Consider the following 13,322-nt stretch of genomic DNA (forward strand, 5'->3'; position numbering starts at 1 on the left):
CAACGCCCGAACGCTCAACGCCCGAACGCTCAACGCCCGAACGCTCAACGCCCGAACGCTCAACGCCCGAACGCTCAACGCCCGAACGCTCACTCCGTTCGGCGCTTGGCGAAGTCCCAGACGTCGCCGTCATCTTCGTCGAGCAGTTCGCGTAGCTCCTCGGACTGGCCGCGCTCGACCAGCAGCCATATCTTGAGCTGCTCGGAGATGGTGCCGAGCTCGGTCGAGCCGCCCATCGCAGCGCGCCACAGCAGGTCGCGGTCGAGCCAGAGCAGCAGGTCGGGCAGCCGCCGGTGGATCCGCTCGGCCACGGCGGGGGCCTCGGGCTCGTCAGTGACCACCCACTCGTCGTACCGGGAAGGGGCGTCCTCCGACCAGTCGACCGGGGTCACCTGCTGGACCCAGTTGACGTGCGACATGTCCGGGCGCTTCTCGGGCGGATACCCGAACGAGTGCTTCTCCCACTCCCAGTACGGGGCGAGCAGGAACCCCACGTGGACGGCGAACCGCGTAGCACCGTCCACCGAAGGCAGCGGATGCAAGTCGACCAGCAGGGCGTCACCGGCCTCGTTGTAGCGCCGGAAGACGTACCTGTCCCGCGCGAACCCGTCCGCGGCCAGCAGCGTGGCGAGCGCGCGGGCGCACGCGGACAGCGCCGGACCGGGCCGGGTGACCTGACGCCGCTGCAGGGACCACCGCTTGCCGAGCAGCAGGTAGGCGGCGTACACCACGGCGGCGACGGCGGCCGCCAGCCCGGGCCAGCCGTTGTGGATGACCAGGGGTGGAGCCGCCGCCACCAGGGCCAGCGCCAGGGCCATGCGGTGCGCGCTCAGCCGGCGGGGACCTCGGGACACCGACCGACTCTATCCGCCGCCACCACTCAGGCCGGCACGGCGGGCAGCCTCGACTGGGCGGCCGCGACCGCCTCGCCGGACAGCGCGTGGTCGGCCATCTCGCCCGACAGGAATTTCCCGTACGCCGGAAGGTCGAGATGACCATGGCCGCAGAGCGCCGTGAGAATCACCTTGGACTCCCCGGTCTCCTTGCACCGCAACGCCTCCTCGATGCAGGCCGCGAGCGCGTGGGTCGGCTCCGGGGCCGGGATGATGCCCTCGGAGCGGGCGAACGCGACCCCGGCCTCGAAGCACTCGCGCTGCGTCTTGGCCACGGCCTCCATCAGCCCGAGCTCGTAGACGTGCGAGATCAGCGGGGCCATGCCGTGGTAGCGCAGCCCGCCCGCGTGGATCGGGTCGGGGATGAAGTCGTGACCGAGCGTGTGCATCTTCATCAGGGGCGTCATCCCGGCGGTGTCGCCGAAGTCGTACGCGTAGACGCCCTTGGTCAGCGACGGGCAGGACGCCGGCTCGACCGCGCGGATCACCGGCGCCATCCGGCCCGCCAGCTTCTCCCGCAGGAACGGGAACGCGAGCCCGGCGAAGTTGGAGCCGCCGCCCGTGCAACCGACGATCACATCGGGTACGGCGCCAACCTTGGCCAGTTGGAGCAGGGCCTCCTCGCCGATGACCGTCTGGTGCAGCAGCACATGGTTGAGCACGCTGCCGAGGGCGTAGTTTGTATCTGGGTGCTGGGCGGCGACCTCGACGGCCTCGCTGATGGCGATACCCAGCGAGCCAGGTGAGTCGGGGTCGTCGGCCAGCATCTTGCGCCCGGCCTCGGTCAGCTCGGACGGCGACGGGTGGACGGTGCCGCCGAAGGTCTCGATCATCAGTTTGCGGTACGGCTTCTGGTCGTACGAGGCCCGGACCTGCCAGATCTCACACTCGAGGCCGAACTGGGCGGCCGCGAAGGCCAGCGCCGTGCCCCACTGACCGGCGCCGGTCTCGGTGGTGAGCCGCCGGATGCCGGCCGAGGCGTTGTAGTAGGCCTGGGGCACCGCGGTGTTGGGCTTGTGCGATCCGGCCGGCGACACACCCTCGTACTTGTAATAGATCTTGGCGGGGGTGCCGAGCGCCTTCTCGAGCCGGTGCGCGCGGTACAGCGGCGACGGCCGCCACAGTCGGTAGACCTCGAGCACCTCGGGCGGGATGGTCACGTAGCGCTCGGTCGTGACCTCCTGCTCGATGAGGGCCATCGGGAACAGCGGCGCCAGGTCGTCCGGGCCGACCGGTTGCAGAGTGCCGGGGTGCAGCACGGGCGGGGGCGGGCTCGGCAGGTCCGGCACGATGTTGTACCAGCTGGTCGGCATCTCCGATTCGGACAGCAGGATCTTCGTGGCGTCGTCGCTCATGCCCCGATCATGCACCCTGCGGCTCTCGTCAACAGCCGTTTACATCCGTTCGAGGACCGGTACGCTGTTCGGGTGACCAGCCCTTCACCGACCACCCGTCGCCGCGACGCCGCCCGCACGCGCCAGCTGCTGCTCGATGCCGCCCGGCAGCGGTTCGCCAACGACGGGTACGCGGCCACGACCGTCCGCGACATCGCCGACGACGCCGGGGTGAACGTGGCGCTGATCAGCCGCTACTTCCAGTCCAAGGAGGGCCTGTTCGAGGCCTGCCTGACCAGCGCCGTCGACGACATGCGGCGCGCGGCCGGCACGGCGACCCTGGCCGAGGTGCCGGAACGCATCGCCGAGCAGGCGGCCGGCATCGATTCCGACGGCTTCCCGCGCCAGCTGGTGCTGCTGCTGCGCTCCTCGGGCGATGCCCGGGCCGACGAGATCCGGGTCGGCATCCTGCGCACGTACGCCCGCAACCTGGCCGTCCTGGCCGGCTGGGCCGAGGGCGACGACGACCTGTTGCTACGCGCCCAGATCACCATCGCGGCCTCGCTGGGCATCGCGATGCTGCGCTCCAAGACGGAGCTCGAGCCGCTCGCCTCGGCGACCAAGGAACAGCTGGTCGGCCCGCTCGCCGACCTCGTCGGGGCGGTGCTGTCGAAGAAGCCGGCCACGTAGGGTCGGCTCATGCACGACCTGATCCGGCCCCTCGTCGTCGCCCCGATGGCGGGCGGTCCGTCCACACCGGCCCTGGTCACGGCGGCCACCGCGGCGGGCGCGACCGGCTTCCTGGCCGCCGGCTACAAGTCTCCCCCGGCGGTCGAGGCCGAACTCCGGGCGGTCGGCGGGGCGTACGGGCTGAACATCTTCGTGCCGGGCCCGCCGGCCGACGGTCGGGCCGTGGAGCGCTACCGCGAGCTGCTGCGCCCCGAGGCCGAGCGCTACGGGGTCGAGCTACCCGCGCTGCGACTCGACGACGACGATCGTTTCGCCGAGAAGGTCGAGCTGGCCATCGCGTACGGCGTTCCGCTCGTCAGCTTCACCTTCGGGGTGCCCGAGCGGGCCGTGGTGACCGCGTTGCAACGGGCCGGCTCGCGCGTGCTGATCACCGTGACGTCAGCCGGCGAGGCTGCGCGGGCCCTCGCCGCCGGGCCGGACGCGCTGATCGCGCAGGGTGGCGGGGCCGGCGGCCACTCGGCCACCACCAGCCCGGCCGGCTTCACCGGCGACACCACCACCCTGGAGGTCCTCGCGGCGGTCAAGGCGGAGGTGCCGATCGTCGCTGCCGGCGGTGTGGCCGTGGCCGCCGACGTCGAGCGGCTGCTCGCGGCCGGGGCGGTGGCCGTGCAGTGCGGTACGGCGTTCCTGCTGGCCGACGAGGCCGGCACCCGTCCCGCGCAACGCGAGTTCATGCTGGCCGGGCGGGCCACCGCTACGGTGGTCACGCGGGCCTTCACCGGGCACCCGGCGCGGGCGCTGCGCAACCGGTTCACCGACACCTACACCCCAGCGGCGCCGATCGGCTACCCGGCTGTGCACCACCTGACGGCGCCGATCCGTGCTGCCGCAGCTCAGGCCGCCGACGCCGAGGGCATCAACCTGTGGGCGGGCACCGGCTTCCGCTCCGCGCGCAGCGGCACCACCGCGGCGCTGGTGGCCACGCTCATGCCCGGTTCCCAGTCGTAGAGGCCGGCCCAGCCGAGCAAGTCGATCATCCGGCGCACCGCGGGCGACGGATCGCGCATCCAGAGCCGGCGCCCGGCCGCCCGGATCCGCTGGGTGGCCCACGCCAGCGCCCGGGCGCCGCCGATGTCGATGAAGGTGACGGCCGACAGGTCCAGGACGACGTCACCGGCGCACCCGGCCAGCAGTTCCAGCACCAGATCGAAGATCGGCAGCGTGGCCAGGTCGACCTCGCCGGTCACACGCGCGCCCGGCGGCGCCGCAGTGGCGGTGACCTCGAGCTGCCAGCCCGGCGCGATGGTCGTATCGATGTTCGTGAGCATTGCTGCGTCTCCCCCTCGCGACAACTCCTGACGTGACGACCGTCCTCAGCCGGCGGCTGTGACACATCGCGGAGTTCGTGGCGTGGGTGGCGCGGGGCGCCGCCGCCCCCTTCAGAAGGCGTACAGCTGATACCGGCTGATCTCGTGGAAGCCCAGGCGCTCGTAGACCGGGACGGCGATCGGGGTGGAGGTCAGCGCGGCCATCGGGATGCCCCGCACGGCCGCCCGGCGCAGGACGGCCTGGGTCAGGGCGGCACCGATGCCGCGTCGACGGTGGTCGGGACGGGTGCCCACGAAATACAGCGTCACCAGGCCGTCGGTGAACCAGGCCTCGGCGGTGCCGGCGATCCGGCCGTCGTCGAGGCGGGCCGCCAGGCGCAGCACGGCGTGGCCGAAGGTCTTCTCGCGCTCAGCCGCCCTCGGCGCCGCCTCGGGCGGGATTCCGGAGACCTGCGCGTACGCGGTGACGAACTCGCCGATGTCGCGGGCTTCCTCAATGGAGACGCCCGACGGTTCGGGCACCACCGAGGCGGCGGCGACCTCGGCCACCATGACGGGCAGGCGGTTCACCAGCCGGGCGCCCAGGGCTTCGAGGGCCTCGGCGGTGCCGGGGTCGCTGTCCGCGCCGACCCACCACACGCGCGGGACACCGTCGAGAAGGACACCGGCCTGCGCGTACGCCTCGGCCGGGGCCCGGCCGGCCAGGCGCACCACGCCGTTGAGCGGAGCGTGCGGCAGGCCGCTGCGGTAGACGTCACCCGTCGCCGGACCGTCGTTCCAGCCCAGCAGGTACGACCGGTTGGCCGCCAGCACAGTCTGGACGAGCCGGTCCGCCCGGTCCCGGTAGATCATGCCCGGATGGTCATCCGCGAGACGCGGTCGTCGACGACGCCGTCGGCCGTGAACCCGGCCGGGAACGCGTCGGTGTCGTTGGCGTCGGCCGCGTCGAGCAGCCGCTTCGTGGGTGCGTCGAGCTCTGCTGTCACGCCGCCAGACTGCCACGCACCGCTGGGCCGCGTGTCCCGCGCCGCACGTGAGCCTGCCCATACCGGGCCCGCGGCGAGGGTGCGGACTCCTACGTTGGAAAGGTGACTCTGGTTGATACCGCTGACATCGCGGCCCGCGCCTGGCTCGGCGCCCTCAAGCTTCTCGCCGGCTCGCAGCGCGACGGGTGGTTCAGCCAGACGCCCGGCGGCACCGCCGAGATCGTCACGGGCGCGCCGTTCCCCTCGCTGAACGGCGTCGCCGCGATCACCCGCGACCCGTCGCCCGACGAGATCGCCGAGCTCGCCGCCTCGCCCCGGCTCAACGACGTGGCGTGGACGATCCACGTGCGCGGCGACGACGTCGACCAGCGGATCGTCGGCGTCGCCGACAAGCACGGCCTCACCGGCAGCATGCCGCTGCCGTTCATGGTGCGCGAGCTGACCGCGGCGGACGCGGCCGACGTGCCCACCGCGCGCCGCATCACGAGTTCCGACAGCATGTCCTACCAGCGCACGATGGCGGCCGGCTTCGAGGCGCCGGAACCGCTGTTCACGATCTTCGCCGAGCCCGCCGTCGTCGAGCTGCCGGGCGCGAGCGGCTACCTGGTCGAGGTCGACGGGGTGCCGGTGGCCACGTCGTTCGGGTTGCTGGTGGGCGACCAGGTGGGCGTCTTCAACATCGCCGTGCCGCCCGCCTTCCGCCGCAAGGGCTACGGCCGGGTCGCGACCGCCGCCGTGCTCCGTGACGCCTACGCGGCCGGTGCCCGCACCGCCTTCCTGCACGCTACGCCGGACGGGTTTCCGCTCTACCGCGCGATGGGTTTCGAGCTGGCCGAGAACTGGACAGTGTTCGCCTCGGGCGCGTGACGCCGCCCGCTGCCCGCCCGGCCGGGCGGGCAGCGCTTTGCGCAGAACTCCCGGCGAGCCGGACGGCCCGCCCACCTTCGCGGCCACGAGCGGCGCACCAGCGGGCGAGCGGCGCGGGCCCGGCCGGACGACGCGGGGCGAGCTGCGCCGGACAGCGCGCCGGCGAGCGGCGCGGGGCAGCTGTTGGCGGCTCGCGGGGCGGGAGTTACTTGACCAGCGTGAGGCGGGGGCGATCGGTGGGTTCGGCGCCGCGGCGGGTGGTCAGGCGGCGGATGCCCCGGGCTGCCAGCACGACCAGGAGCAGCGCGGCGGCGTCGCGGACGAAGACGTAACCGGCCTCACCGAGGCCCAGGTCGGTGTTGACGACCTTGAGCAGCACCGCCGCCGACAGGGCGGAGAGCGCCGCGACCCCGGCCAGCCGGGCCAGCGCGGCCCCGGCGCGGCGGAACCGGTCGCCGTGGCCGAGCCAGTATCCGGGCAGCCGGCGGTCGAACAGCCACGCGAACAGCAGCGCCGGCACGACCTGGGGCACGGCCTGCACGAACGAGTGCAGCAGGCCGCCGTCGTTGCCCGGGGCGAGCACGGCGGCCACGCTGAGCGCGATGACGTCCAGGTTGCGCCGGCCGTAGCGGCCCTGCGCCACCAGCCAGAGCGCGCCGACGGCGGCGGCCGGCCAGAACAGGCGTACGCCGGAACCGGACGCGGCCGTAGCCAGCCCGGCGACCGTGGCCGCCAGGTAGAGCGCGGCGAAGCCGGCCGTCCTCAGGGCATAACGGAACACGCTCAAACTGCACCTCGGCGGGGGTGGGTGCCGATAGGGGGGACCTCCTACTTCGGCACCGGCACCGCCGGGTTGAGACTTAGTCCCGTACGCCGGAACCGCTGTTGACCGGCTCGCGCCGCTGCACGGACAGCTTGGCCCGCGCGGCCTCGCACTCCTCGCCGACGATCGTGAGGAAGCGGCGTTCCCTGCGCGTGCCCTTCGACGACCAGGCGCTCGACACCCGGCGCCACCAACTGCGCGCCTCGGGGTTGGCGAACAGATCCTCCAGGTTGAAGCGCAGCGCCTTCTCGTCGAGTTTGCCGATGTGCCACAGGGTGTTCCAGTGGGCCATCCACAGGCTCATGCCGATCGCGGTCTTCCGCTCGTCGGAGGGCGGGCGGTCGGTGGCGTTGTAGTCCAGCTCGGGATGGTCGAGCATCAGCTTGATCAGCTCGAAGTGGCGCTCGCGGACGTCGACCATCTGCGCGGTGCGGGCCTGTTGCTGCTGCACGACGAGGGCAATAACGACGGCGAGGAGCGCGGCAATCGACACGACGGTGGGTAGATCGGTCATCATCACTCTCTGTTCCTTGTGCGCGGCTCCGGCTGCGGTCAGGGGGCCGCCGGCTGGTGCGCGCTGACGATCAGGGGGCGCGGTTTCCCATAGCTCTTTCGTGCCCGAAGGCTTCGACAACGAAGTCTGGCACCGTCGGCACGTGAGCAGTTGCGATGTATTCCGTACTGGACAGACGCGTGATCCGGTCGCTCGGTCGGAGTATTGTCAGGGCCGCCGCGGTGTGCATGCGCAGGTCACGATGCATAGGCCTTCGTGCGTAGGACGAGTAGTCCATGCCCGATTCGATGCCTTGTGCAGCTCTCCACATACCATCTGTCACCGTCACCGCCGAAAACGGCGAACGCGAACAATGCCGGTTTCCTCGCCGATCCGGACAATCAGGTCGCTATGGCCACCGCCACGGCCCCGCCGGGAGGCGGCTCCGGCGGCCTTCCTCTTTGTCCTTTTGTGGACGACGTAACAAGGACGTAACGAGGGGTTGACCGGACGCGACAGGAACAGCCATGTTTGCGTTCATCCCCTCCCAGGCCGAGGTTTCGTGGGGCCTCCGGAGCAAAGGACCAGGTATGAGGACGCGTCCTGCGCCGCTCCCTTCCCGCGGCAGCGACACCCGTTCCCCCGTCATCGGCGTGGTCGCCCAGAACACGACCCTGTACGGCCCGGCCAGCATGGTCCGGGCCATCGGCGACGCCGGGCTCGACGCCGGCCTGCCGGTCACCGTCGGGCACGTCTGCGGCTACGACTCGGTGGCCGCCACCCGCCGCCTCGTCGTCCGCCTGACCGGTCAGGGCGTGGCCGGCCTGATCGTCGTGGCGCCGGTCGACGCGGCGGCCGCGGTGCTCGACGCCGTCCCGGCCGGCATGCCGGTGGTGACCGTGGACGGACCGCCCCGCTGCCCCACCGCCAACGTCTCGGTCGACCAGCACGCGGGCGGGCTGCTCGCCACCCGGCACCTGCTGGCCAACGGCCACCGCACGGTCTGGCACGTGGCCGGCCCCGAGCAGTGGCACGGCAGCCGTGCCCGCGAGGCCGGCTGGCGGGCCGCGCTCGCCGAGGCCGGCGTGCAGGCGCCCCCGACGGTCCGCGCCGAGTGGTCGGCCGCCTCCGGCTACCGCTGCGGCCGCCTGCTCGCCGACAACCCGTCGTGCACGGCCGTCTTCGCCGCCAGCGACGACATCGCCCTGGGCGTCATGCGCGCGATGACCGAGCACGGCCGCCGCATCCCCGAGGACGTCAGCGTGGTCGGCTTCGACGACGTGCCCGAGGCCGGCTACATCAATCCCGCGCTGACCACGGTGCGGCAGGAATTCGCCGATGTGGGCCGCGAGGCGCTGCGCCTGCTGCTCGACCAACTCGGCGCCAACAGCCGGGACGCCGAGTCGGTGCGCCTCGAGCCGGTGCTGATGACGCGGGGCACGGTCAGCGCGGTGGCCTGAGCCAGGGCTGCTGCCTAGAGTGTCAGGATGGTCGAGCAATGGCTGCTCGAGGGCGATCCGGCCGTCCGGTGGCGGGTGCTGCGAGATCTGACCGGCGCGTCTCCGGGCGAGGTCGAGCGGGAGCAGCGCCGGGTGGCGGCCGAGGGCTGGGGCGCGAGACTCCTCGCCGCGCAGAACGACGACGGCGGCTGGGGTGAGGGCGTCTACTCCCCGAAGTGGACCTCCACGACGTACACCCTGCTGCGTTTGATCTGGCTCGGCCTGGAACCGGGCCACCCGGCGGCGCTGAGGGGCTGCGAACAGCTGTGGGAATGGCGCGCGCGATGGCGGAGCCCGGAAACCTGCATCGCGTCGATCCTGGTGCGGATCACGAGCCATTTCCGCTTCTGCGCCGCGGGGCTCGACGACCTGGTCACTCACCTGCTCAAACGCCAGCAGACCGACGGCGGCTGGAACTGCAGGAGCCGAGACACCGCTGATCTGCACGGCTCCTTCCACACCACGATCCTGGCGTTGGAGGCCCTTTCCGCGTACGACGGCCCGGTGGACACCAGCGAGGCGGCGAAGCGCGGACGGGCGTTCTTCCTGCGCCACAAGCTGTATCAGTCGCACCGCACCGGCGAGGTGGCCATCGCGGCCAGCGTGCGTTTCCCCGCCTTCCCGGAATGGCACTTCGACGTGCTGCGCGGCCTGGAGCATTTCCGGCTCGCCCAGGTGCGGGACGACCGCCTCGGCGACGCGATCGGAATCCTGCGCGGCGCCAGGAAGAGGAACGGCCGCTGGTCCACCTACTCCCCCTATGCGGGCAAGCAGTGGTTCGCCATCGAGCCGCCCGGCGACAGCAGGTGGAACACCGCCCGCGCGCTGACGGTCCTGAAATGGTGGGACGGCTCGGGCCCGGTCAGCGCGTAGGCGGGTGGTCGGGCCACGGCACCGCGTATGCCGGATCGGCGCCGGCGGTGACGCGGGCGTACCGCAGCAGCTCGCGCACGATCCCGGCGTTGCCCATGGCCCATCCGGCCTCGGGTTCGAGCGCGCTCGGCGTCGCCCGGTGTTCGTGGTTCGACCAGCGCACCCCGCCGGCGTCGGCCGTGGCCCGGGTGCGCAGGTCGTCGACCAGCACGTCGGCGAAGTCGAGCGGCTCGCCCTGCTCGACGTGCCGGTCACAGGCGAGCGCCAGGACGCCCGCCGTTCCGCAGCAGCGGCCGTTGTTGTCCCAGAAGCCGGGGCGCACCCGGCGCGGCAGACCGCTGTGGGTGACGGTGTGCCAGCAGCGGTCAGCTCGGACGGCCCAGGCGCTGTCGCCGGTGAGCGCGCCGAGCAGGCGGAAGACCTGGGCGTCGCCGGCCGGGCCGTTGCACCAGCCGTAGCTGTAGCGCTCGATCAGCCCGGGCCGGTGTTGCGGATCCGAATGCGGGACGAGGAAGCCTGCCGGTCCGGCCTCGTCACGGGCGACCACATCGGCCGCTCCGGCCAGGGCCAGCTCGATCAGGTCGTCACGGCCGGCGGCGGCGCCCACGGCGGCCAGCGCGTACACGATGCCCAGCGTTCCGTGGGCGATGTGATGCGAGCGCGGCGGCGTGGGGCGGACCCCCCAGTTGACCCCACCGGGCGTGGCGTCGGCCGTGCGCAGGTAGGGCTCCACAGCCAGGACGGCCAGGTCGAGGTCGCCGGCGTGCAGGGCGCCGAGCGCGATGCCGGCGTTACCGAACAGCAGCTCGTGCATGTCGCCCCAGCCGCGGCCGTCGAAACGGGAGCGCACGAGGCTCAGGGCCCGGTCCGCCGCCCGGTCCGCCGCCCGGTCCGCCTGCTCGTCGCCGAGCAGGCGGTGCACCGAGCGCAGGGCGACCGCCGTTCCGGTCAGGCCGAAATACAGCGAGCAGCCCTCGTCGTCCTCGACCGAGGCGGCCAGGAAGGCCGCGCCGCGAAGAGCGGCGTCGCCGTAGCGGTCGTCCCCGAAGTGGCGCTGGCCCTCCAGCAGGGCGAGCACGACACCGGCTGTACCGCTGTACAACGTCCGGTCGAGATCGTTCCCGGCGGAACCGGTCAGCCAGTCCAGTGCTCCGCGGGCCAGTGCCTCGGCTGCATCCCGGTCCGGCATGGGCCCATCCCATCAGACCGCCGGGCCGTGCCGCATCAAACCGCCCGGACCGAGCACATCAAACCGCCCGAGCCGAGCACATCAAACCGCCCGGACCGAGCACATCAAACCGCCCGAGCCGAGCACATCAAACCGCCCGAGCCGAGCGGGCCGGTGAGGGCTCGGCCCGGGCGTCCCGTGCGGTCAGAATCCGCGGGCCAGACGGTAGTACGCCTGGTTCCAGCGGACCTCCTTGGCGAACTGACGGATCGACGTGGCGCCGTCGATCACCAGCAGCTCGGTGGACAGCATCTCGGCCAGGTCGGTCAGCTCCTCGGCGCCGACCGCGGACGACAGCACGGTGTGGTGCGGGCCGCCCGCGGTCAGCCAGGCCTCGGTGGAGGTGGCGAAGTCGGGGGCCGGCTTCCACACCGCCCGCGCGACCGGCAGCTTGGGCAGCGGGGACGACGGGGGCACGACCTCGATCTCGTTGGCCACCAGACGGAAACGCTCGCCCATGTCGGTCAGGCCGACCACTACCGCCGGGCCGGGCGCGGCGTCGAAGACCATGCGCACCGGGTCGTCGCGGCCGCCGATGCCGAGCGGGTGGATCTCGAGGCGGGGCCGGGCAGCGGCGATGGAGGGGCAGACCTCGAGCATGTGGGCGCCCAGGATGCGCTCGTCGCCCGGTGTCAGGTCGTAGGTGTAGTCCTCCATGAAGGACGTGCCGCCGGGGGCCATCGCCTTCAGGGTGTGCAGCAGCACCGACGTCTTCCAGTCGCCCTCGCCGCCGAAGCCGTAGCCGTCGCCCATGAGGCGCTGCACGGCCAGGCCGGGCAGCTGGCGCAGGCCGCCCAGGTCCTCGAAGTTCGTGGTGAAGGCCTGGAAGCCGCCGGCCTCGAGGAACACGCGCAGGCCGAGCTCGATCCGGGCCGCGTAGCGCAGCGAGTCGTGCCGGTCGCCGCCGTCGCGCAGCTCGGGAGCGATGTCGTAGAGGTCGGCGTACTCCCCCACCAGCTTGTCGATCTCGGTGTCTAGCACCTGGTCGACGACCTTCACGAGGTCGTTCACCCCGTACGTGTTGACCGAGACGCCGAAGCGCAGCTGGGCCTCGACCTTGTCGCCCTCGGTCACCGCCACATCGCGCATGTTGTCGCCGAAACGCGCGAGTTTGAGCGTTCGCATCGCCGCCAGACCGCGCGCCGCGCGCACCCAGGTGGAGATTCGCTCAACAACGCGCGGATTGGTGACGTGTCCGGCCACTGTCTTGCGCGCGACGCCCAGCCGGGCCTCGATGTAGCCGAACTCGCGGTCGCCGTGGGCGGCCTGGTTCAGGTTCATGAAGTCCATGTCGATGGACGCCCACGGCAGTTCGACGTTGGCCTGGGTGTGCAGGTGCAGCAGCGGGGTGCGCAGCGCGTCGAGGCCGGCGATCCACATCTTGGCCGGGGAGAACGTGTGCATCCAGGTGATGACGCCGATGACGCCCGGCGCCGCGTTCGCCTCCTGCACCACGTCCAGGATCGCTGAGGCGGAGGTCAGCACCGGCTTCCAGACGACCTTGACGTCCAGCGACGACGCCAGGACCTCCGAGATCTGTCGCGACTGCGCAGCGACCTGATCAAGGGTCTCGGGGCCGTAGAGTCCCTGGCTTCCGGTCAGGAACCAGACCTCGTGCTCACTCATTGCTCTCCTCCATCAGGTGCTGGCCGTAGACGTTCTGGTACCGGTCGAAGAGCCGGTCCACGGCGGTTGCGGGCAGCCGGTCGATCGGACCGAGCTGACGAGCCAGGTGCATCGTGCGCGCGACGTCCTCGCACATGACGGCGGCCTTCACGGCGGCCTTGGCCGTGGGGCCGATCGTGAACGGGCCGTGCTGGCGCATCAGCACCGCGGGCGAGCGCGAGCCCCGCAGCGTCTCGACGATGCCGCGCCCGATGTCGTCGCTGCCGATCAGCGCGAACGGCCCGATCGGGATGTCCCCGCCGAACTCGTCGGCCATCGCCGTGAGCGAGCACGGGATCGGCTCGCCGAGGGCGGCCCAGGCGGTGGCGTACGGGCTGTGCGTGTGCACGACGCCGTTGACCTCGGGCATGTGGCGGTAGACGTACGCGTGCGAGGCCGTGTCGCTGGACGGGCTGTGCTCACCCTCGACCAGCGTGCCGTCGAGGTCGCAGACCACCATCGACTCCGGCGTGAGCGAGTCGTACTCGACCCCCGACGGCTTGATCACCAGCAGATCCTCGCCGGGCACCCGGGCCGAGACGTTGCCGGCCGTCCAGGTGACCAGCCCCCACCGCGTGAGATGAGCGTGCAGGTCACAAACTTCCGCACGAATCTGAGCGATCGTCTGAGAAACGCGCATGAT

Annotated in this window: 15 protein-coding genes; 5 read left to right on the forward strand and 10 right to left on the reverse strand. The window is 71.9% G+C overall.

Annotated features, from left to right (window positions below):
* Positions 1–89: 89 nt before the first annotated feature.
* Entirely contained in the window at positions 90–854 is a 765-nt protein-coding gene (locus tag LXN57_RS07965) for a hypothetical protein (RefSeq protein WP_251797369.1), read from the reverse strand.
* Between the two features lie 26 nt (positions 855–880).
* Entirely contained in the window at positions 881–2,248 is a 1,368-nt protein-coding gene (locus LXN57_RS07970) for a TrpB-like pyridoxal phosphate-dependent enzyme (protein WP_251797370.1), read from the reverse strand.
* A 72-nt stretch (positions 2,249–2,320) separates the two neighbouring features.
* Here LXN57_RS07970 and LXN57_RS07975 point away from each other — a divergent pair, with 72 nt between their 5' ends.
* Complete coding sequence (locus tag LXN57_RS07975) at positions 2,321–2,917, forward strand: TetR family transcriptional regulator (protein ID WP_251797371.1); 597 nt, start codon at positions 2,321–2,323, stop codon at positions 2,915–2,917.
* 9 nt (positions 2,918–2,926) lie between these two features.
* Positions 2,927–3,925, forward strand: coding sequence for a nitronate monooxygenase (locus LXN57_RS07980; RefSeq protein ID WP_251797372.1), 999 nt, complete (start codon positions 2,927–2,929; stop codon positions 3,923–3,925).
* On the opposite strand, the gene LXN57_RS07985 is transcribed toward LXN57_RS07980, so the two are convergent.
* From LXN57_RS07985 to LXN57_RS07995, 3 genes are all read right to left on the reverse strand, one after another.
* Positions 3,811–4,245 (reverse strand): STAS domain-containing protein, encoded by a 435-nt coding sequence (locus LXN57_RS07985; protein ID WP_251797373.1) that lies wholly within the window; start codon positions 4,243–4,245, stop codon positions 3,811–3,813. The genes LXN57_RS07980 and LXN57_RS07985 overlap by 115 nt on opposite strands.
* 111 nt (positions 4,246–4,356) lie before the next feature.
* The gene (locus LXN57_RS07990) at positions 4,357–5,097 is read right to left on the reverse strand and encodes a GNAT family N-acetyltransferase (protein WP_251797374.1); all 741 of its coding nucleotides are present in this window, start codon (positions 5,095–5,097) and stop codon (positions 4,357–4,359) included.
* The gene (locus LXN57_RS07995) at positions 5,094–5,231 is read right to left on the reverse strand and encodes a hypothetical protein (RefSeq protein ID WP_251797375.1); all 138 of its coding nucleotides are present in this window, start codon (positions 5,229–5,231) and stop codon (positions 5,094–5,096) included. Before LXN57_RS07995 ends, LXN57_RS07990 begins: the two co-directional genes overlap by 4 nt.
* Positions 5,232–5,333: 102 nt before the next feature.
* On the opposite strand from LXN57_RS07995, the gene LXN57_RS08000 reads away from it, so the two are divergent.
* On the forward strand, positions 5,334–6,098 hold the full coding sequence (locus LXN57_RS08000; protein ID WP_251797376.1) for a GNAT family N-acetyltransferase: 765 nt from the start codon (positions 5,334–5,336) through the stop codon (positions 6,096–6,098).
* A 205-nt stretch (positions 6,099–6,303) separates the two neighbouring features.
* Here LXN57_RS08000 and LXN57_RS08005 read toward each other — a convergent pair whose 3' ends face one another.
* Positions 6,304–6,879, reverse strand: coding sequence for a hypothetical protein (locus tag LXN57_RS08005; protein WP_251797377.1), 576 nt, complete (start codon positions 6,877–6,879; stop codon positions 6,304–6,306).
* A 79-nt stretch (positions 6,880–6,958) separates the two neighbouring features.
* Entirely contained in the window at positions 6,959–7,435 is a 477-nt protein-coding gene (locus tag LXN57_RS08010; protein WP_251797378.1) for a DUF6082 family protein, read from the reverse strand.
* A 569-nt stretch (positions 7,436–8,004) separates the two neighbouring features.
* Between LXN57_RS08010 and LXN57_RS08015 the strand changes: the two genes are divergently transcribed.
* Positions 8,005–8,874: a substrate-binding domain-containing protein gene (locus tag LXN57_RS08015; protein ID WP_251797379.1), complete on the forward strand. Its 870-nt coding sequence runs from the start codon at positions 8,005–8,007 to the stop codon at positions 8,872–8,874.
* Between the two features lie 27 nt (positions 8,875–8,901).
* Entirely contained in the window at positions 8,902–9,786 is an 885-nt protein-coding gene (locus tag LXN57_RS08020; RefSeq protein WP_251797380.1) for a hypothetical protein, read from the forward strand.
* Here LXN57_RS08020 and LXN57_RS08025 read toward each other — a convergent pair.
* The 3 genes from LXN57_RS08025 to LXN57_RS08035 all read right to left on the reverse strand — a co-directional run bounded on the left by LXN57_RS08025 (position 9,776) and on the right by LXN57_RS08035 (position 13,319).
* Positions 9,776–10,975, reverse strand: a complete 1,200-nt coding sequence (locus LXN57_RS08025) for a lanthionine synthetase LanC family protein (protein ID WP_251797381.1) — start codon at positions 10,973–10,975, stop codon at positions 9,776–9,778. The genes LXN57_RS08020 and LXN57_RS08025 overlap by 11 nt on opposite strands.
* Positions 10,976–11,158: 183 nt before the next feature.
* A complete protein-coding gene (gene araA, locus LXN57_RS08030; protein WP_251797382.1) occupies positions 11,159–12,640 on the reverse strand; it encodes an L-arabinose isomerase in 1,482 nt (493 codons plus the stop codon).
* The gene (locus tag LXN57_RS08035; protein ID WP_251797383.1) at positions 12,633–13,319 is read right to left on the reverse strand and encodes an L-ribulose-5-phosphate 4-epimerase; all 687 of its coding nucleotides are present in this window, start codon (positions 13,317–13,319) and stop codon (positions 12,633–12,635) included. The genes araA and LXN57_RS08035 overlap by 8 nt, the downstream gene beginning before the upstream one ends.
* Positions 13,320–13,322 lie beyond the last annotated feature (3 nt).

It is taken from the genome of Paractinoplanes hotanensis (assembly GCF_023717965.1).
Classification (GTDB): Bacteria; Actinomycetota; Actinomycetes; order Mycobacteriales; family Micromonosporaceae; genus Actinoplanes; species Actinoplanes polyasparticus.

Bases quoted from the DNA above. Each gene is read 5' to 3' on its own strand.
- LXN57_RS08035 (WP_251797383.1), bottom strand. From the start codon at position 13,319: ATGCGCGTTTCTCAGACGATCGCTCAGATTCGTGCGGAAGTTTGTGAC.
- araA (WP_251797382.1), bottom strand. From the start codon at position 12,640: ATGAGTGAGCACGAGGTCTGGTTCCTGACCGGAAGCCAGGGACTCTAC.
- LXN57_RS07985 (WP_251797373.1), bottom strand. From the start codon at position 4,245: ATGCTCACGAACATCGATACGACCATCGCGCCGGGCTGGCAGCTCGAG.
- LXN57_RS08025 (WP_251797381.1), bottom strand. From the start codon at position 10,975: ATGCCGGACCGGGATGCAGCCGAGGCACTGGCCCGCGGAGCACTGGAC.
- LXN57_RS08010 (WP_251797378.1), bottom strand. From the start codon at position 7,435: ATGACCGATCTACCCACCGTCGTGTCGATTGCCGCGCTCCTCGCCGTC.
- LXN57_RS07970 (WP_251797370.1), bottom strand. From the start codon at position 2,248: ATGAGCGACGACGCCACGAAGATCCTGCTGTCCGAATCGGAGATGCCG.
- LXN57_RS08020 (WP_251797380.1), top strand. From the start codon at position 8,902: ATGGTCGAGCAATGGCTGCTCGAGGGCGATCCGGCCGTCCGGTGGCGG.
- LXN57_RS07980 (WP_251797372.1), top strand. From the start codon at position 2,927: ATGCACGACCTGATCCGGCCCCTCGTCGTCGCCCCGATGGCGGGCGGT.
- LXN57_RS08015 (WP_251797379.1), top strand. From the start codon at position 8,005: ATGAGGACGCGTCCTGCGCCGCTCCCTTCCCGCGGCAGCGACACCCGT.
- LXN57_RS07990 (WP_251797374.1), bottom strand. From the start codon at position 5,097: ATGATCTACCGGGACCGGGCGGACCGGCTCGTCCAGACTGTGCTGGCG.